Here is an 18,297-nt window from a genome sequence, read left to right as displayed (position 1 = left end):
TGCAATTGCCGGACAGTGGCCTCGTTGATCTCACTGGATTTGAAGTCGAAGCCTGCGAGGTCTTTGTAAGAGGGGAAGCGCGCCACCTTGGCGTGAATGGTCGGAACCGCACCAATGTCTGGGAATATGCTGGAGCAACCGGCGGCAGGGCGGACGAGATCGACGACTTCTCGCTGCACCCGACGGTCAAGCCTATCGGCCTTGTCGAGGACGCGATCTTAGACGCGACGGTCGCCGGTGCAACCGTCTTTGACCCGTTTCTTGGCAGCGGAACGACGCTTCTTGCGGCGGAACGTACGCGTCGATGCTGCGTCGGGGTCGAAATCGCCCCGGCTTATGTCGATGTCGCGATACGCCGTTGGGAAAGCCTGACGGGCTGTAGCGCGATCCATGAGGCAACAGGGAAGACCTTCGCGGAACGCGCTGAGGCAGTGCCAGATGCTGACGTTGTCAAAGCTGGGCTGCGTAGGACGACGGTTTCGCCAGAGGAGGATTTCTGATGTCGGAAGACAATGAAAACTATGAGGTCGGCAAAGGTAAGCCGCCAAAAACCACGCAATTCAAGCCGGGTCAGAGCGGCAATCCCAAAGGTCGTCCGAAAGGCAGCAAGAACATCCACCAGGTTCTGTCAAAGGTGTTGAAGGAGAAGATCACAATCACAGACGCCGGTGAAAAGCAGGTGGTTGACAAGCTCGAAGGCGCGGTTCGGGTTCTGGTCAACAAGTGCTTCGAAGGTCGGCCTCAATCTCTGAAACTGCTTATCGACCTTGTAAAAGAAGCGGAGGGCACAACCGCCGCGGTGGCAGAGGTTCCGTTTGATGACGACGATTACGCGTCGTTGATGGAAGAACTCGACTGGCTGGATGAGGTCCGTCGGGCACATTCGGCAGGAGGCTCTGATGGTTCCGAATGATGTACACAGAGTGCTAATCCGGTCGCGGCTGAGGTCGTTTCTGGGCCGGTCGTTCCGAACTTTGAACCCGGGCCGATCGCTGTCTTCCGCGCATTACGTCCGAGCCTTGTGCTGTACTCTGGAGCGGGTGGCCAGAGGCGAAGTCCGCCGTCTGATTATCGAGCTGCCGCCACGCCATCTGAAATCAACCATCGCCAGCGTTGCGTTTCCCGCGTGGGTCCTTGGGCGGGATCCGACAAAACGCATCGTGTGCATCAGCTACGGGCAGGATCTGGCTCAATCGTTCGGTCTGAAGTGCCGTAGTCTGATGCAGGAACCATTTTACCAGGCAAACTTTCCGGGGCTTGCTCTGGACCCCGGGAAAAACGCTGTTGCCGAGTATCACACGACGCAGAAAGGGTTTCGGATTGCGACCTCGATGGGCGGCACGCTGACTGGCAAAGGAGGCGACATCGTCATTCTTGACGATGTTCTGAAGGCCCAGGACACACATTCTCAGACAGCGCGAGACTCGGCCTGGCAAGTCTATAAAGAGACCATTGCAACACGATTGGACGATCCCAAAACCGGCGCAATTGTCGTGGTCGGTCAACGCCTGCATGAAGACGATCTTCTGGGACGTTTGCGGCAGACCGGCAATTGGGAAGTCGTGAGCATGCCGGCGATCGCTATCGAAGAGCAAACGTTCGACCTCGGCGACAACATGCAATACACCCGGTTTCCGGGTGAACCACTGGACCCGGATCGCGTCGGTCTGGAGGAGCTTGCCGCGATCAAAGCAGAGATCGGAACGTTGGCTTTTGAAGCCGAATATCAGCAGCATCCCGTTCTGCCGGGCGGTAATCTCGTCAAACTGGAATGGTTCAAAACCTACGAAAAGCTGCTGCCTCGGGCGCAGTACGAGGCAGTGATTCAAAGCTGGGACACAGCGGCCATTCCAGGCGATTCGAACGACTATACCGTCTGCACAACCTGGGGCATCATTGGCAACTATGTCGACTTGCTAGACGTGCATCGCCAACAGTGTCTCTACCCGGAAATCGTCGATGCCGCAGTTCTTTTGCGCAAGAAATGGAAGCCGAACCTGATCGTTATCGAGAAAGCTGTAACCGGACTGTCCCTCAAGCCTGATCTTGTGAAGAAGGGAGCCTCAGAGGCAAACTGGCTCTCACCGGAAAAAGGCAAGGTAGAGCGGATGATCGCCCAATCCGCAAAAATCGAGGCGGGTGAAGTGCGCCTGCCCAAGGCCGCGCATTGGTTGGAGGCCATTAAAGCGGAAGTGGCAGCTTTTCCGAAAGGCAAATATGATGACCAGGTCGATAGTATGTCTCAGGCGCTCCGGGCATTGGACTATCGGCATCACACGATACGGCACTGTAGCAGGTTCAAGGGGTATAGTTTCACGTCTGGAAGCAAGAGTGCTGCTTTCTTAAGCAAAAATATGTGCGGATAGAAAAGCTCGGCCTCACTCAGACCATGAGCTCACCTGCATCGGTTTTGTCACCAAATGAACCTTGTGTTTGTCGAAATATTGCTGCGCCGAGGCGAACGGCAGCTAGGTTCGCAACTCTGTCGTTCAAGCTGAGTGCAGCGAATGACCGAGTTGAGCCCACTTTGACCGATGCTGCTCTATGCCCCAATGACAGCAATGCGCAGAAAGCGGACTTTGCAAAGTCGAGAATAAAGGCCCGTCGTGGACGTTCCATCGCTGTCCTGAGGTTACCCGGTATCGGTCGGGTGACTGTTGTTACAGTACGTTTAGAAGCTTTGAATACCCAGCGTTTAAAACAAAAGCCGCAAGCGTCCCTGTTATCATCGCTGGTATGCCCTGCTTCCAAGTATCGAACACTAAATGGCAGAATATCGCTCCGAAAGATGTGCAGAGCAACGCAAGTGCTCCTAGTGGCCCTATCCACGACGATTGAAACCAGATGGCGAATGCCCCGAAAAGTTCTCCGCATCCGACGAGGAACATGATCTGCCTGTTGAGGCCGTAGCTTTCGAACATGCCCAACTGGATTTCAAAGACCTTCTTTTGCCACCCAAAAATCTTGATGGATGAAGCAAAGAGAAAAATGCAGATAGAAGACCGATGGCGATGTTCAGGAGCAATGCTAGTCCTTCCGGTTTGATTTCTTGTAGGCTGCTGGAGATAGGCCCGTCCATTTACGGAAAGCTCTAGAGAAAGCTGTTGGGTCGGCATAGCCGAGCCGTTGCGCTGTCTCGCCGACGGATTTGTTGTCATTTGCTAGCAGGCGTTCGGCTTCTTCCTGCTTAATGCGCGCGATCACTTGGGACGCCGTTTGACCGTAGGGTTCCAATCGGTTGTTCAGTGTTTCCTGATGAAATCCGCAAAGGTCCGCAAGCTCATCCACACCAAATCCTGAATCCGCAAGATGGACCCTGATCAGGCCTTCCAATCCTGCAAGGAAATCCTGCGGGGCGGCCAGGTCCTCATCCATCACCCTGTAGTCTGGGGGGTTTTCCAGTGCCTCTGGTCGTAGTCTGTAACTTAACCAGCTGGAGGGAAACCTGATCGAAAAACCTTGAGGATTGCACTTGATTGCCCGAACGCCGTGAAACTGACCGGGCAGCGCATCCGGGTCACTGACGCGAAGAATGACCTGGTTGGGGTCCCACCTGAAATCCAGGACACGGTGCAACAGGGATATCCATATACTCGTCAGAAACGCGTCGGTTTGGCTGGGAGAAACCGAAATTTGGAAGTTCCTTTTGGCACTGAAATACGCGTGCTCTCCTTCAACAAAGAGGGATTGCGTAACGGCATTGGATTCCTTGGAAACCGCTTGTGTGAACCTGGTAAAGAAGTCTCCCAACGTAAGGGCTTCTGCCAGCATATCGCCAAGCGGGAGAAATTTGACAAGATCGACGGATTGCCCGACCCGTGCGCAAAAATCCGGTGAAGTGGCTTCTGCCACGGCCTGATAGATCTGGTAGACGGTATCGTGGCGCAGGAAATTCTTCGGGTCCATTACCTGCGCTTCGTTCAACCCCAGAGGATCAAGAACAAACGCGGGTTCGACCCCTACGCTGCGAAGCGCTGCGACAACCGGACCCGCAACTGAAGCCCTGACGAGTGGCAGCGACTGATCCGTGTTATTACCAAGTCTTCTTGTCATCTCTTCTCCAGAAATTCGCAATATGCCCGAGTGTAGGAATTTCCCACAATAAAATTATGAAATCTTGCAGTTTTCCAAAACTATTTTTCACGAACCGGCAAATTGTCAGGCATCAAGTTATTCGAATTCTATAATGACTCCTAAATGCGCCTTTTGCGATTCTTGTTGATAGGAGCCCTGATGAACGGATGTCTGATGCGCATAATTGTGCCCGCAGTACTAGCTGCGAGCCATCTGTTTCCAACTCATGCCGCTGCACAGGAAAAAAGTTTCCCGATCCTTTTCACAAATGTTCATGTCTTTGATGGGGTGAACGAAGCGCGGATCGAGAACGCAAATGTTTTGGTCGTTGATAACCTGATCGCCGAGGTCTCAACTGAGCCGCTTGCCGTCGCCAATGCGCAAATCATCGACGGTGGTGGGCGCACACTGATGCCCGGAATGCATGATCAACACGTGCATCTTACGGTGTTCAACCCTCTCAGCGATGGGTTGCGCCAGAATATAACACCCTTTCACCTTGGCGGCGTCGCGACAATTCGGTCTGAACGCATCCTGATGAATGGGTTCACCACTGTCCGGGACCTAGGCGGACCAGCAAAATCCATCGCTCGCATTATAGATTCCGGCATGTTTCCCGGGCCGCGCATTTACTCGTCTGAAGCCTTCATCACCCAGACATCCGGGCACGCGGACTTCCGTAAATTGAACGACCGGCATCCCACACTGTCTGGGCAAGGACCATCACATTGGGTCGAAAGTGAAATGAGCTTTATAGCCGATGGGCCGGATCAGATCCGGATGGCTGTACGCGAGAACCTGTGCCGCGGGGCAACCCAGATCAAAATTATGGTCAGCGGCGGTGTTACGTCCGAGTTCGACCCCCTGCATTCGCTTCAGTACCAAGCCGATGAAATCCAGATGGCAGTCAAAACCGCCGAACAGTGGGGCACTTATGTGACCTGCCATGTGTTCACTGAACAGGCGATCCGAAACTGTATCGACAATGGCGCGAAAACCGTCGAACACATCCCGTTTCTGATTCCGGAAGTGGCCGAGGTCATGGTTCAAAAACAGATCATGTTTGCGACCGCCGTGGCTCCGGTCTACTCGTTCTCCACCGAGCAGGCCGAAGCATTTTACACACCCGCGTCGTTTGCGAAGTGGAAGACGGTGCGGGATGCCGCGGCCAACATGATTGAAGTAATTCAAACCACGCCAGGCATGATCGATCTCTACACCCTGGGCACTGACCTCATCAACAACTGGGACCAAACGCTAGAGCAGGACAAGAAGATGAACGACGAGTTCAAATACCTGCTTGAAGCGAATTTCACACCCTTCGACATTTTGCGCATCGCAACGTCCAACGGCGCGCGCATGAACCGTCTTACAGGTTTGAACAATCCTTATCAGGACGGCCCGCTGGGTGTGGTCGAAGAGGGTGCATACGCCGATCTTCTATTGGTCGATGGGAACCCGCTGGAGGACATCCTGCTGCTGTCCGATCCCGACACCAATCTAAAGATCATCATGAAAGATGGCGTGATCTACAAGAACACACTCGACTGAGTGTCGCGTGGGGTGAACTTACCTCGGCACCCCGCGCACTAAATTTTAAGGGAGAAGAAAGAAATGAGTATTTCAACAAAGATAGCCGCTGCCGCGAGCCTAATCGCTATCACGGCCACTGCCGTGTTTGCACAGGATACCCAGCCGCAAACCCTGTTCACTAACGTCCATGTCTTTGACGGTGTGAACGAGGCGCGGATCGAGAACGCCAGCGTTCTGGTTGAAGGCAACTTGATCAAAGAAGTGTCCACCGAGGCTATCGACGCGCCTGGCGCGACGGTTGTGGATGGAGGTGGTCGCACATTGATGCCCGGGCTGATCGACAGCCACGTCCATCTGAACCTGACCGGTCTGTTCACAAGCTTTGGTGGCGCGGAATATGCGAATTGGGACGGCGTCGGCGCGATGGCGGTCGCAAACGCGCGTGATTACCTTATGGATGGGTACACAACGGTTCGCGATGCCTGTGGCCAAGGTGATGCGATGAAAAAGCTGATCGATCAGGATATCCTTGTCGGGCCACGGATTTACCCGAGCGGTGCGTGCATCGGCCCACAATCTGGTCACACGGACTGGCGCAGCCCTCGTGCCCGGGCAGAAGGTGGCCCCGTCGCACAGGTGGAAGAACTAAATCTCGCGGTCGTTGCAGACGGCGTAGACGAAATCAGAACGGCCGCGCGCCGGAACCTCAGCTATGGGGCCACGCAAATCAAGCTAACCGTCGGTGGCGGTGTTTCCTCGGAATTGGACCCGCTTTGGTCTGTGGGATACGGCGTGGAAGAGATCAGAGCGGCCGTAGAGGTCGCAGCCTTTTTTGATACTTACGCCTTTACGCATGCATACACGGACGAAACTGTCCAAATGGCACTGGATGCGGGCGTCAAGGTCATTGAACACGGCCAGATGGTCACAGAAGAAACCGTGAAGCGCATGGCTGATGAAGGGATATTTTGGTCGCTCAACACCGCCGGATTCTCACCGATCCTGTTTGAGCACCCCAACTTTGCACCGGGTACGCCGGCAGGCATCAAGCTTGCGGTTGCACATGACCAAAGCAAGGATCTCATCACACTTGTCAAGAAATACAAACCCAAGGTCGTGCACAACGTTGATACAGTACTGTCAACGCTCGATCAGGGTCGTGCCCATCGCGATTTCGAAAAGTACCAGTTTGCTGATTGGTTCGGCAATCATGCCATGCTGGTCTCCGCTACGTCGACCGCGGGCGAACTTGCGCAGCTGACTGGCCAACGTAATCCTTATCCGGAGCAGTTGGGGGTGATCCAAGAAGGAGCCTACGCCGATATCCTGATCGTCGATGGCAACCCGCTGGAAGATCTTTCTGTCTTGGGCGCCCAACCGAAATGGTTTGACGCGGAACCGCGTGAAGAAGGTTTCGACACCATCCGTGTCATCATGAAGGACGGAAAATTCTACAAGAATACGCTGGAATGAAAGGAAAGTGGGGTGGTCTATCTTTGATAACCCCACACTTCAGCCAAGAAACCTTCCCTGAAAGGAAAGACTGTGAAACATCTCAGCCTTGGCGTCTTTATGGCGATCTGTGGTTCAATTGCCGCAGCTGAAGACGCCGAAAGCATGCGTACGTTTTTGTTCATTGGCACGTCCAATAGCACCGCTTGGGAAATGCAGATCGCCAATCCGGGGGATCGCGCAGCCTCGGTGAAGGGCGGGATCGAAGCGCTCGGTGGAGAGCTTTTGAGCTATTACTGGGGACTTGGGAACGGGAAGAACTACATCACCGTCTCCCTGCCAGATGACCCTACCTTTATCCAAGCCTTCTATGTTAGCCGCCTCGGCGATGGCCTGCTTGATGATTACCAGATGATCGAGTTGATGAGCAGCGCCGACATGGCTGCGGCGCTGGAACGTGTTTCCGAAATAAAAGCTGTGGATGATGTAAAGTGATTGGAGTTTTGTCGCACCAGAGATCGTACCTTCCATCACGACCGACCCTTTCCACCGCGTTATTGAGCGCCTTTGCACTATTTGCCGGTGCTGCTGGCGCACAGGAAAACGCTGGTCAGGCCAAACTGGAGGCCGCAGCCCAGGTATCGTTGGGTGGTCCGGGATCAGCCAGCGCGCAGCAGGAGCAAGACAGGTTGCGCCGGCTGGAAGATTCGCGTTGGCCCGGTTTGGACCGTGCCATTGATCCAGCCGAGAACGCTTTGGGTCGATTTCGGGAAAACACCGGATTAGCCCTCAGCTTCGACTATCAGGCGCTATACCAGCGCAGTTCTCACAGCCTGACCGGGCAAGACGAATCTGCATCCGGTCAGCTCAGGATGATCGGGACGTGGGAATTGGCAAACCGGGGTGGTGAAAACCCGGGTAGCCTTGTCTTTATTCTGGAGAACCGACACCGGTTGGGCCAGTCCATTGCACCTTCAGCGCTGCCTGCGCAAATTGGGTATCAAGGGGCAACCGCGGTCACGTTTGGGGACACAAACACGACCTTGTCGGTAGCTTACTGGCAACAAGCCTTCGCAAACGGCCGCGGAGGAGTGGTGGCGGGTCGGATCGATCCGGGCGACTACTCTGACATTCTGGGTTACGTGAACCCACGAACGACCTTTTCGAACTATTCGATCCTGTTTAGCCCGGTGCTGCCAATCCCCGATCCAGGTTTTGGCGTCACCGTCGGCGGCTATCTAACGGACCAGATTTACGCGTTAGGGGTAGTTAGCGATGCCAATGGGTCTCTCACAGACATTGAGTGGTTTTCCGGGGGTAGCGAATTCTACAAATACGCCGAGATCGGCTGGACGCCCGAAAAATCAAAACGATTTCTGACAAACGTTCATCTGGGGATGTTTCACACAGATGCGCGCCGACAAGTTGGCGTACCGGAAACATATGGAGCCACACTTTCTGCCAACCATACATTCGACAGCCAACTGATGATTTTCGGACGGCTGGGATGGTCCAATGGCGGGGGTGCGCTGGCCAGGCGTGCAGTCAACGCAGGCTTGATGTGGCGACCTGGCACCTACGATGATCTCCTTGGCATAGCGGCCACTGTTGCCGACCTGACGACACCAGGATTGCCCAGTCAAACGACACTTGAAGTTTTCTACCGTTTGGACCTGGCCGACAATCTGGCACTGACGGCAGACGTGCAATACCTGAAAAATCCCGGATCAAACTCGAACGACCCGCTGGTCTTAGGACTGAGACTGAGGGTCAATCTTTGATGCATGCCGGTTAGTAGTTTCCGTTCGGGCTGCATTTTTGCCGGAACGGGCGGGGGCGGCAAGTGAGTGGGTCGCCCCCAACTATTTTTGATGGCAGACCTTTCCGGTCTCCTTACGATCTCTTCAGTCTTTATGTGGGAGCTTTAGTGTCATGGCGCGATACATCTACGGTTTGGTTATTTTGCTCTTTGCTGCGGCGGTATCGACGTCAAACGCTGTTCCAGCGTACGCACAGAATGCTGCAACTGAACAGGAACCTGCTGCGGTACAGCAAGAAGATCTCTTAACTGAGGTTGCCGACAAATCAATTTCTGCCGGTGACCTGGAGATACTGCTTGTTCCGCTGACGACTGATGAGCTTTCAGAAATTGCTGTTGCCTGGCAAGACCATGTTCGCAACCAACTTGAAGAAATTGCCCGTATTAATCTTAGCCTTCAGGCCGGAAACGAAGCGCAAGAAGATGACCTGAGATCACAGCTTTCTTTGATAAACGATACTGGCACTGTAATTTTGGATAATTACACTCTGGTCTTGAACGAGTGGGCCTTAAAGGGTGCCGCCGAAGAAGACCTGAAACCGCATACTGATTATGTCTTAGCGCTCAAAACTGGCGTGCTTAAAACAACGGATTTGCAGACGTTATTTCACAACGCTCTCCAATGGTTGGTTTCCTGGGAGGGAGGTGCTGGTCTTTTATTGGCTGGGCTGGGTGTTTTGGCGGCTGTTTGGGTTATGATGTTTGTCGCGAAAGTGGTGCGTCGTCTATCTGAGCGCGGCCTTGAAAAGATACCTACAATTTCGCGGATGCTTAAGAAATTCATTGCGACCGCAGTGTTTTGGGCGGTCTTTATTCTCGGCATTCTGGTTGTACTTGCCCTGTTTGGTGTGAATGTCACTCCTTTGTTTGCAATATTTGGTGGTTTGTCTTTCATTCTTGGCTTTGCGCTTCAGGAAACGCTAGGCAATCTCGCCAGCGGTCTGATGATCATGGTTTTAAAGCCATTCGATACCGGAGACTATATTCAGGTTGGCGGGTCATCTGGTTTTGTTGACGAGATGTCGGTCGTTTCGACAAAAATCCGAACCTTCGACAATCAGATCATCATTGTGCCGAATAGTAAGATCTGGGGTGACGTAATCACAAATGTCAGCGCATCTGATGAGCGTCGCGTCGATCTGGTTTTTGGTATCGCGTATTCAGACAATGCTGCCCACGCAATCAATGTGCTGAAAGAATTGGTCGGAAGGCATGAACTATGCCTGAAATCGCCTGATCCAGAAATATTTGTTGGTGAGCTTGGCGACAATTCAGTCAATATCTTTTGTCGACCGTGGTCTAAGTCTGACGACTATTGGACTGTCTATTGGGACCTCACAGGACAAGCCAAGGAACGGTTTGACCAAGAGGGAATATCAATACCGTTCCCGCAGCGCGATGTTCACCTGATCCCAGTGGAAGGAGCAAAGACATGAGAGCATTAGTAATATGGATGATGTCCTTTCTACTTCTTTGCAGTGTCGCCTCGGCTCAGTCAGAAGAAATACTGCTGCCATAGCAGGAACGAGAAGATCCCGAATTCATAGCACCTGTTGTTGTCGATGGGGATGAACTTTTTGTCGTCCGCGGATCCAGCGCATTGCCTGCAACGGACAGGGCCGCAAAGATTGAAGAAAGAATTACTCAAGTCGCGGATAGATCAGAGAGCAAAACGGTCGACATCCAAATCTCCCGGGCTGAATTTGGACAACTCGTACGCGTCGACGGCCATATGGTCACTATTACCACTCAGGCTGACGCCGACCACGAACAGATGGACATTGAAGTTCTGGCCGGGCTGCAAGCAGAGGCCATCGAAAATGCCATTTTAAAGTACCGGGAAGCGCGATCCAGCGAAGGCCGCGTTGACAGCACCTTGGCCGCTGTTGCTTGGACGGCGTTGTTTGCACTGGTGTCATACTTCTTCTTTGCCAAACGGAAGAAGTTTCTGGGCTACGTCAGAAACAACTTGGAAAAGAGAGCGGAAAGCGTCGAGGAAGCTACAAAGTCAATCCTACGAAGCAGGGCAATCGCGTCTATCATCGTTTATTCAATTCATGCTTTGATGTGGGTGCTGTTTCTGTTTTTTCTCTACTACTACCTGTCCTTGGTATTGCTGTCGTTCGCGGAAACCCGGGCCATTGCTCAAGTTCTTCTTAAGTACGTCAGTGAGCCATTGATTACCGTTGTGCTGGCTGTCATTGGGTACATCCCAAATCTGATCATGCTGGTAATTATAGCAGCTGTAAGCCGGTTTGCGATCCGTGGCCTCGATCTGTTCTTTGACAACCTGGAGAACGGGGCGTTTGAAATCAAAGGTTTCGAGGCGCACTGGATCGCGCCAACAAACATGCTGTTCAGGGCTTTGGTTATCGTGATCGCGCTGGTGTTCGCTTACCCATACATTCCGGGCTCAGGTTCCCGGGCGTTTCAGGGTTTGACAATTCTCGCCGGCATCATGGTCTCGTTAGGGTCCAACACGGTTGTGTCAAACATGATGGCAGGTCTGTTTGTCATCTATCGACGTAGTACGAATGTTGGTGATCGAATAATGGTCGGAGACAAGATAGGGGACGTGACCGAAATCAAACTCATGGAAACACTTATCAAGTCTATCAAAAACGAAATGATCAGTATTCCAAATGCTCAGTTGTTGAACTCAGAGGTCGTGAACTATTCGCGAAAAGTCGATGGTCGAGGCCTTGTCGTTTACACAACTGTCGGGATCGGGTACGAGGAGCCGCCAAAAAAAATCACGGCAATGTTGATAGAGGCGGCTCATCGCACACAGGGATTGAGAAAAAGCCCGGAACCTTTTGTGCTTTGGACACAGTTGGCTGACTATGCCATCAATTACGAAATTAACGCATACACATCTCGAGGATCGAGTTTGCCTAAGATTCTGTCTGATCTACACCAAAACATCGTGGAAGTGTTCAACGAGAACGGTACGCAAATTATGACACCGTCCTACATGGCTGACCCGCCAAGTCCTAAGATTCCCACTGAGGAATGGGATGGAAAGCTTGCTCATATAGCGGAGTAAAAGAATACCAAGTCCACTCTGGGTCTACTAAACCCCGCCCTTGCAGGTTGTCGGATTAGTTTGATTGATCCAGAGCAATGGGTAGGATTAATGCAATAGTTTTCAGAACGTTTTGGGGTTCCAGATGATCAATTGGGCATTTACCGCAATAGTAACGCTTCTCGCGAGTGGCGCTCATGCCGCTGGTATGGAGCCGTGGGGTGAGTCCGGCGACTGGAAAATTTTGATCGACCCCGAGAAAGGAAATGGCTGCCTCGCGTGGAAGCCCTTCGAAGACGACATGACAGTTGAGATTGGCGTCGCACCCAATCAGGCTGGCGGTTTCTTCGCCGCTTACAATCCGACCTGGGTTCAGATTGAGGACGGTTCAACCGGTATCGTGAAATTCGATTTTGGTGACGCAAAGTTTGAAGGCGAAGCCGTAGGTGTTTTTAAAAATGGCGTCCCCGGGGGGTATGCCTTTTTCGACAACCCTGCGTTTGTAAGCGAATTCGGGAAACGCCAAAGCGTCACGATAATTGGTGAAAGTGGGGCCGAAGTGGAACTTGATCTAAGTGGGTCCTCAAAAGCCATCGAGGCCGTTTTGGCATGTCAGGCAGAACAGCCTGAACCACTCAAGAACTAGGTCGTGACCGACTATTGAAGCTGATTCATGTCTGGCACGCACGGTTGCCTGTCTTCTGGCATCGCATCAGCACCTTCCGGAGCCTTGTTTCTGGATCCACCCACATCCAACTTGAACTTCGGTGACGAAAGTTGGCCAGTCACGTCAAACGGCCACGCGCTACGGGATAGCGGTTTGCCAACTCGACGAGGTTCTGCCCTGATCGCAATAGTATCTTTGACCCAATCCACTTGGCCCTTGGCCACCAATTGAACAGAACCCGTTTCAACCACGATGGAGTCTGAGCTTACCCGGCCGGCTTCGATGTTAATTGGTGCCACAACGCATGTTATGTCCGTGTAACCTTGACGGAGTTCCTCTGAAAACAGCCATGGGAAAATACCAAGCCCTGCCAACTCCAGAAGGCTGGTGCTGACATAGCCTTGTGACATCGATAAAGAAGCAGTGCCGCGCATGGAATTCACAAACGCATTGCCAGACGCAGTGCTGCCTGAAACGTTGAACTCACCACTCAACCGCCCATATGCATCTATCCCGATACCCAGTTCATCGAGAATCTCTCCGAATTCCCATCCTGAGGTTGACCCCGACAAGGAGAGCCAATCAGGTGAGTCAATCAGATCCATCACTGCCCGTAGGCTGAAGTTTCCACCGCCATATGCCAATTGGAGCGGCCCAAAATCTACGGTCCCTTCTTTTGCAGACAATTGGCTGGAAACAGAAGTTACGCCTTGTTGGCCAACAATCTCCTTAAAGTCGATTTGTACCTCGACGTCAGCCTCTCTCAGTACGCGCTGCACATCCAGAAGATCGGCTGGCTTTCCTTTCTCCTTTGGTAAAACCAGGGGCTGTACGTTGGTTTCCTTCGGTAGAACCAAGGGCTGTACGTCGGCTTCAGGATCTTTTGAAGCGTCGCCTACCAAGCTCTTAAGCTGGTCCAACGTGGCGGTCAGGTTTTTTAGATCATTCAAATCGAGCCTTTTACTCGCAACGTTTCCGCGAATTACAGAAGCGCCCTCGGGAAATTTTGCATCCAAAGCGGCCAGAAGGTGTGACGAACCGGCTTCAAACTCGATTGAGGCGGTGAAGTCCTCGCCCTGCTTCGACGCCACTGCATCGACGGCAAGTGCGCCAATCTCGACAGGTTGCAATTTGAGCGCAGTCAGAAAACTAGCTCCGTCGCTGACTTCCAGTTCCACGTCAAAATCAAGGCCTGACAGCCCTTTCAATTCGCTGACCGATAGCGCGAGGTCAAGCGCCCAAAGATTTGTGCCATAGGTGGTTGCGTTAAACCTGTTAAGCGAAACAGGCCCTCCTTCATTGGACAAGCTGAAGTCGGCATTTATGCCACCGAGCTGATCGACAAAATCTTCATCCATATTTGGCAAAATCAATTTGGCCGGCCCGTTGAGTGTGCCATCGAAGGTCACGTCCTGAAGCTGAAGCAGGTCGAGAATTTCGCCGTCGGCCTTTAGAATTGGGTCCTCAATGGGTCCAGCCTGTAAGGCGATGCCCAGCATCGCAAGCCGACCATCGGGCATGCGGCGAATGCGTTCAATAGAGGCTGGCCCGATTACGTCCAGGCCTTGGTCAAATGCGTTAGTTTGGAACAGAAGTTTCTCGAACTCGAAAGATGCAAGTGAGCCCACCATGTGCATTTCAAAGGCTGTGAACTTCAGCTCCTGGAAACTCTTTGCTGCGTTCGGCGGCTGCCCCTCAGGATAAAGCCGCGCGTCGAATAACAGATCAACGCCCCGAGCTGTGTAGAAGTCTTCTATCGATCCTTCTGCTGTAAGTTGCTGTCCGTCCTCAAGGTTTACGGTGGTCGTAAAGGTCTCGATTTTCAGAGCATCCTGAGAAACAAGCTCTGCTTGCAACTGGCCATTCCCTTCCAGAACTCGCTCCAGCCCAATGACTTCAAGAAAGTCACCGAATTCACCAGTGTCCATCTGCAAGACAGCACGATAGCCGCCTCCCTCGTTTTCCGAAAATGGTTCGCCGTCGTAGCTTACCGTCATTTCGCCAAAATTGGCGCGCGTCGTAAACGGTGCGCTATGAGGATAGTCACCCTCGATTTCGAAACTTTGACTGTTGACGGAGCCGGTCCCCGAGACCTTTGTTCTTTGCCCTTCGTCTACCTGTTCCAGAGCGAGAGACTGGAGGTCAAACACGAACGAGAAGCCAGAAGTTTGATCATCAATGTTCAACCCAATGGATGTGAAAGCTACATTCTTGTCGCTCAGGAATGAGAGGATCCCGCTACCTTCTGGGTCGCCCTCATTGGACCCGCCTGTCTCAGCTATAGCCTCTTGATTGTCCTCTTCCGTGGCGTTTTCGGGTTCAGGTTTTGGCGTCGGTCGGCCTTTTCGCCAACTTGTAGTGCCGTCAGCAGCTGTAAAGAAATTCGCCTGGAGACCGTCAACGACGAGGTTGTCAAAGTGCAGACGACGATTGGCCAAAGCGGCAACATCCAATTCCAGTTCCAGAAGGTTCAATTCTGCAAGAGATGTTTCCGGCATTGATTGGCTCGGGATAACCACACCACCGACGTAAATGTGGGTGATGCGTCCAAGCGCGACACTTACATCGTCGTTGACTACAATCGGTTGTCCGATTTGTTCAGAAAGGACTTTTTCGACCAAGTCACGTCGCATCTCCGAGAATAGCGGCGCAGCAAGTAGCAACCAAACAAGTGTGATTGTTGCAAACACAAGTAGTACGACAATCCCAATTGTTCTAAACAGCCAAGTCCTCATGCATCCCCCTGTCGTCGCCTACGCCGTTTTGTCTATCTTCAATTCGGCGTTCGCCAATCCGCTGGACTAGATGGGCACATAATTCGGATCGCGCGCGCCGCGCATTTCGTGCTCATCGGTCCAAAGCCGCCAGGATACGAGCATCCCGCTCGTATGGGTCCTCGCGGAAATGAACGACCCCGTCTTCGACCCACGCTGTCCAATATGTCAAAAGAACTGGCATTGGCTCAGGTAGATCAACGCGCGTCGTCTTTCCGCTATCCAAAATGGACTGCATCTTCTGTCGGCTCCAATCTGGCTCTCCCTCCATCAGAAGGCTCGCGAACTCGAACGGATACTCAAGGCGAACGCAGCCGGAACTGAGATTTCTCTCGTTTCGGTCAAAAAGGGTTTTGTCGTTTGTGTCGTGCAAGTATACAGCGTATTTGTTTGGAAACATGAACTTAACCAAACCCAGCGCATTGTCTGGGCCCGGCTGCTGAACCAGGGTCACGCCGGGGTTCTTCGCCCCCCAGTTTACAGCGTTTGCGGGGATTGTCTGGCCATCCTTGTTCCGAACGACATAGTTGTTGCGTGTCAGATAGGCTGGATCCTTGCGGATGCGCGAAAGTTTGTCTTTACGAAAAATAGAGGCGGGAACGGTCCAGGTGGGATTGAATTCCATGTACTTGATTTCGTCTCGGAACACTGGGGTCTTTCGATAGGCTGACCCTGTGATTGATCTAGTGGTCCAAAGCGTGCCATCCGACTTGGCCAAATATGTGCGGGCCCCTGCAATGTTCACCAGCACGAATTCGTCGTCGACTTCCCGCATAAGCCAGCGGCCACGTTCCAAGCTGAGACGCAGCTTGTTAATGCGATCTTCCACCGGTTTGTTTAGCGATGCGAACGTCTTACCGCCAATGACCCCATCGGCTTCCAATCCATGCCGACTCTGAAAAGATTTGACTAATTTCACCAAGTTATCGTCGTAAACCCAAGCTGTGTTTATGCCGTTTTCGCCATCTTCAGAAGAACCGCTTGTTTCAACGAAGCCTTCTGCCGCCAGCCTTTCGCGCAGCTTGGCGACAGCAGGGTCCACCATCTCTGGTTTAAGAACGGTTTCATCCGGAACATTGGTCCAACCGCCCTGTAAAGCAATGGCCCTATACTTACTCAGTGCTTCGACAAGCATCATATACTGCGCATTGTCGATATCGATGCGTTCGATTAACGCGCTGAAACCTTCACCTTGAAGAAACTGATTTAGGACAACAGCTGGGTCTTGTTGAATTACCGGTTTTGAGAAGTTCCAATCGTCGTCCAGTGCATTTGGGTCGACTTTCCCAAACACCAAATGATGAACCAGTTTCACCGCAGCGTCCGTTGCCAGAATATCGAACAATGCTTGATTAGAAACATCGCCAGTTTGGGCGGTCTTAAATGCGGCTTGAAGCTCCGCTAAGTCAAAATCCTCCGGTCTGAAACCCTGTTCTATTGCACTATCCAACTCATCAAAGAGTTCGTCCGACAATACATCGCGTGTCCACGCAGGAGTGAAGTCCCTCTCTTCGTAAAAACGCGGCACTAGGATTTCAGCATCCAAGCTCTTGTTGTCAGGTAGCGTGCTACTCACGTCCAACTTGGCACCGAGTAGAGCAGCAATCTGCTCTGAGATCTCGTTTGCGACGCTTGAGTTGGGGAATATTGTTACCAATGCAGTTAGCGAAATCGCGACTAACGACTTAACGTGACCCACCAATACCTCCTGCGGCTTCGCGCGATATGCTGTCTCTATGTGGGAGGATACTCATACATAATGTATAATCAAATCGTAATTTATGATTTTAGTATGGCCATTTGATTGGAGGGTTCGAGAGCTGTGTGTATATGCAGGGGATTGACGCTGAACGTCCAAACGATCCTGTGGACGAGCCGGCCCTGTTGAATCTACTGTCATTGCAGTATCGACGGAGTTGGGCGGGTTATGGCGACATTTGTATTGGTCCATGGAGCGTGGCAAGGGGGATGGTGCTGGGCTCGCGTAGCCGCCCTTCTGCGCAGGGACGGCCACGACGTTTTCACTCCGACACTGACAGGGTTGGGTGAACGTGCTCACCTCGTGAGTGACGAAACCGATCTGGCCATGCATATCGAAGATGTCCTAGGGGTAATCAAGTGCGAGGAACTTTCTGACATTGTTTTGTGCGGTCATAGCTATGGCGGCATGGTCGTCACCGGAGTCGCAGATAGAGCGCCCAACCACATTCGCTCACTTGTGTACCTCGATGCGCTCGTGCCGGGCGATGGGCAGGCCGCCTTGGATGTGTTGCCTGCGGATATCGCGGCAGGGCTTCGTGATAGTGCTGTCGATGGCAAAGTCGCGCCGGGCCCAGCGGAGGCTTTTTCGGTGAATGGAGCAGACTGTGCGTGGGTGGGCCGCCGAAATGTCGCGCAACCACTCAAGACATTTGAGCAACCGATTCAACTGGTGAGCGGCGGAGCCAAGGTGTTAAAGCGGACCTACATCTATGCCACCGGCTGGGTCCCAGGGCTTGGCCAACCGTTTTTTGAGCGATACCAGCATCAGTCGGGGTGGACAGCGATTTCGGTGCCATTCGGGCACTACGTGATGATCGATAGGCCTGAAGACTTGGCCCGAATTCTAATGTCCGCAATTTGAACGTGGCCGCCGATTCCTGCACGAGTGGGCAGACAGCGAAATCGCCCGTATTAGAATGGTTATTGCTTCCATTCCGATTGTCCTACTTCAACCACCGCTTCGGGGGAAGATGTGCCGCAGCGCCGCAGGTTGTCCCGCGTCTCAACTGATCAGCTGGCATTGATCTCAATGCACCAGCTTCGGGCGGCTCCTGACCGTACAGCTGGAATTGCAAAGTTCGGTTTTGTATGTCCGCTTAGGGCTTATTTTGTTGAAAAACTCGGGCTTGATCGGTTGGTAAGTTGCTGATTCAATTCTTCCTAAAGGGAGGGATCAGCCATGATGGGACCG

General features: G+C 52.7%; 15 protein-coding genes and 1 pseudogene. 11 read left to right on the top strand and 5 right to left on the bottom strand.

Translation table 11 applies throughout. The annotated features are described in order from the left end of the window. A pseudogene (locus ACR0ID_RS19445) lies at positions 1-89 on the bottom strand (ATP-binding protein); the annotation flags it as partial. Between the two features lie 3 nt (positions 90-92). On the opposite strand from ACR0ID_RS19445, the gene ACR0ID_RS19440 reads away from it, so the two are divergent. The 3 genes from ACR0ID_RS19440 (at position 93) to terL (ending at position 2,366) form a co-directional block, all read left to right on the top strand. Then, the gene (locus ACR0ID_RS19440) at positions 93-500 is read left to right on the top strand and encodes a DNA-methyltransferase (protein ID WP_480608087.1); all 408 of its coding nucleotides are present in this window, start codon (positions 93-95) and stop codon (positions 498-500) included. Beyond that, positions 500-913, top strand: coding sequence for a DUF5681 domain-containing protein (locus tag ACR0ID_RS19435; protein WP_480608085.1), 414 nt, complete (start codon positions 500-502; stop codon positions 911-913). The genes ACR0ID_RS19440 and ACR0ID_RS19435 overlap by 1 nt, the downstream gene beginning before the upstream one ends. Positions 914-1,331: 418 nt before the next feature. Further along, positions 1,332-2,366: a phage terminase large subunit gene (gene terL, locus ACR0ID_RS19430; RefSeq protein ID WP_480608082.1), complete on the top strand. Its 1,035-nt coding sequence runs from the start codon at positions 1,332-1,334 to the stop codon at positions 2,364-2,366. Between the two features lie 294 nt (positions 2,367-2,660). Here the strand turns inward: terL and ACR0ID_RS19425 are convergent, their stop codons facing one another. Together ACR0ID_RS19425 and ACR0ID_RS19420 are read right to left on the bottom strand one after the other, a co-directional pair. Next, entirely contained in the window at positions 2,661-3,116 is a 456-nt protein-coding gene (locus ACR0ID_RS19425; RefSeq protein WP_480608079.1) for a DoxX family protein, read from the bottom strand. Further along, positions 3,028-4,053, bottom strand: coding sequence for a helix-turn-helix domain-containing protein (locus ACR0ID_RS19420; protein WP_480608076.1), 1,026 nt, complete (start codon positions 4,051-4,053; stop codon positions 3,028-3,030). The genes ACR0ID_RS19425 and ACR0ID_RS19420 overlap by 89 nt, the downstream gene beginning before the upstream one ends. Before the next feature lie 180 nt (positions 4,054-4,233). On the opposite strand from ACR0ID_RS19420, the gene ACR0ID_RS19415 reads away from it, so the two are divergent. From ACR0ID_RS19415 to ACR0ID_RS19385, 7 genes are all read left to right on the top strand, one after another. Then, complete coding sequence (locus tag ACR0ID_RS19415) at positions 4,234-5,625, top strand: metal-dependent hydrolase family protein (RefSeq protein WP_480608073.1); 1,392 nt, start codon at positions 4,234-4,236, stop codon at positions 5,623-5,625. A 63-nt stretch (positions 5,626-5,688) separates the two neighbouring features. Further along, on the top strand, positions 5,689-7,080 hold the full coding sequence (locus ACR0ID_RS19410; protein WP_480608071.1) for a metal-dependent hydrolase family protein: 1,392 nt from the start codon (positions 5,689-5,691) through the stop codon (positions 7,078-7,080). A 72-nt stretch (positions 7,081-7,152) separates the two neighbouring features. Continuing rightward, complete coding sequence (locus ACR0ID_RS19405) at positions 7,153-7,554, top strand: hypothetical protein (protein ID WP_010438197.1); 402 nt, start codon at positions 7,153-7,155, stop codon at positions 7,552-7,554. Beyond that, positions 7,551-8,840: a carbohydrate porin gene (locus ACR0ID_RS19400; protein ID WP_010438194.1), complete on the top strand. Its 1,290-nt coding sequence runs from the start codon at positions 7,551-7,553 to the stop codon at positions 8,838-8,840. Before ACR0ID_RS19405 ends, ACR0ID_RS19400 begins: the two co-directional genes overlap by 4 nt. Before the next feature lie 151 nt (positions 8,841-8,991). Next, a complete protein-coding gene (locus tag ACR0ID_RS19395; protein ID WP_260023743.1) occupies positions 8,992-10,314 on the top strand; it encodes a mechanosensitive ion channel family protein in 1,323 nt (440 codons plus the stop codon). Positions 10,315-10,478: 164 nt separating this feature from the next. Next, entirely contained in the window at positions 10,479-11,924 is a 1,446-nt protein-coding gene (locus tag ACR0ID_RS19390; protein ID WP_480608068.1) for a mechanosensitive ion channel family protein, read from the top strand. 124 nt (positions 11,925-12,048) lie between these two features. Next, a complete protein-coding gene (locus ACR0ID_RS19385) occupies positions 12,049-12,549 on the top strand; it encodes a hypothetical protein (RefSeq protein ID WP_480608065.1) in 501 nt (166 codons plus the stop codon). Between the two features lie 11 nt (positions 12,550-12,560). Here the strand turns inward: ACR0ID_RS19385 and ACR0ID_RS19380 are convergent, their stop codons facing one another. Both ACR0ID_RS19380 and ACR0ID_RS19375 read right to left on the bottom strand, forming a co-directional pair. Then, on the bottom strand, positions 12,561-15,305 hold the full coding sequence (locus tag ACR0ID_RS19380) for an AsmA family protein (RefSeq protein WP_480608062.1): 2,745 nt from the start codon (positions 15,303-15,305) through the stop codon (positions 12,561-12,563). 112 nt (positions 15,306-15,417) lie between these two features. Beyond that, on the bottom strand, positions 15,418-17,043 hold the full coding sequence (locus ACR0ID_RS19375; protein ID WP_480608058.1) for a L,D-transpeptidase family protein: 1,626 nt from the start codon (positions 17,041-17,043) through the stop codon (positions 15,418-15,420). Between the two features lie 228 nt (positions 17,044-17,271). Here ACR0ID_RS19375 and ACR0ID_RS19370 point away from each other — a divergent pair, with 228 nt between their 5' ends. Continuing rightward, positions 17,272-17,967: an alpha/beta fold hydrolase gene (locus ACR0ID_RS19370; protein ID WP_480608055.1), complete on the top strand. Its 696-nt coding sequence runs from the start codon at positions 17,272-17,274 to the stop codon at positions 17,965-17,967. Positions 17,968-18,297 lie beyond the last annotated feature (330 nt).

The organism is Ruegeria sp. AL2, assembly GCF_056540845.1.
This window is presented reverse-complemented; position numbering and strand designations above follow the sequence as displayed.

What these genes read in the sequence shown, in the direction of transcription:
- ACR0ID_RS19435 (WP_480608085.1), top strand. Translation starts at nt 500, where the DNA reads ATGTCGGAAGACAATGAAAACTATGAGGTCGGCAAAGGTAAGCCGCCA.
- terL (WP_480608082.1), top strand. Translation starts at nt 1,332, where the DNA reads ATGGGCGGCACGCTGACTGGCAAAGGAGGCGACATCGTCATTCTTGAC.
- ACR0ID_RS19425 (WP_480608079.1), bottom strand. Translation starts at nt 3,116, where the DNA reads ATGCCGACCCAACAGCTTTCTCTAGAGCTTTCCGTAAATGGACGGGCC.
- ACR0ID_RS19420 (WP_480608076.1), bottom strand. Translation starts at nt 4,053, where the DNA reads ATGACAAGAAGACTTGGTAATAACACGGATCAGTCGCTGCCACTCGTC.
- ACR0ID_RS19415 (WP_480608073.1), top strand. Translation starts at nt 4,234, where the DNA reads ATGAACGGATGTCTGATGCGCATAATTGTGCCCGCAGTACTAGCTGCG.
- ACR0ID_RS19410 (WP_480608071.1), top strand. Translation starts at nt 5,689, where the DNA reads ATGAGTATTTCAACAAAGATAGCCGCTGCCGCGAGCCTAATCGCTATC.
- ACR0ID_RS19395 (WP_260023743.1), top strand. Translation starts at nt 8,992, where the DNA reads ATGGCGCGATACATCTACGGTTTGGTTATTTTGCTCTTTGCTGCGGCG.
- ACR0ID_RS19385 (WP_480608065.1), top strand. Translation starts at nt 12,049, where the DNA reads ATGATCAATTGGGCATTTACCGCAATAGTAACGCTTCTCGCGAGTGGC.
- ACR0ID_RS19380 (WP_480608062.1), bottom strand. Translation starts at nt 15,305, where the DNA reads ATGAGGACTTGGCTGTTTAGAACAATTGGGATTGTCGTACTACTTGTG.
- ACR0ID_RS19370 (WP_480608055.1), top strand. Translation starts at nt 17,272, where the DNA reads ATGGCGACATTTGTATTGGTCCATGGAGCGTGGCAAGGGGGATGGTGC.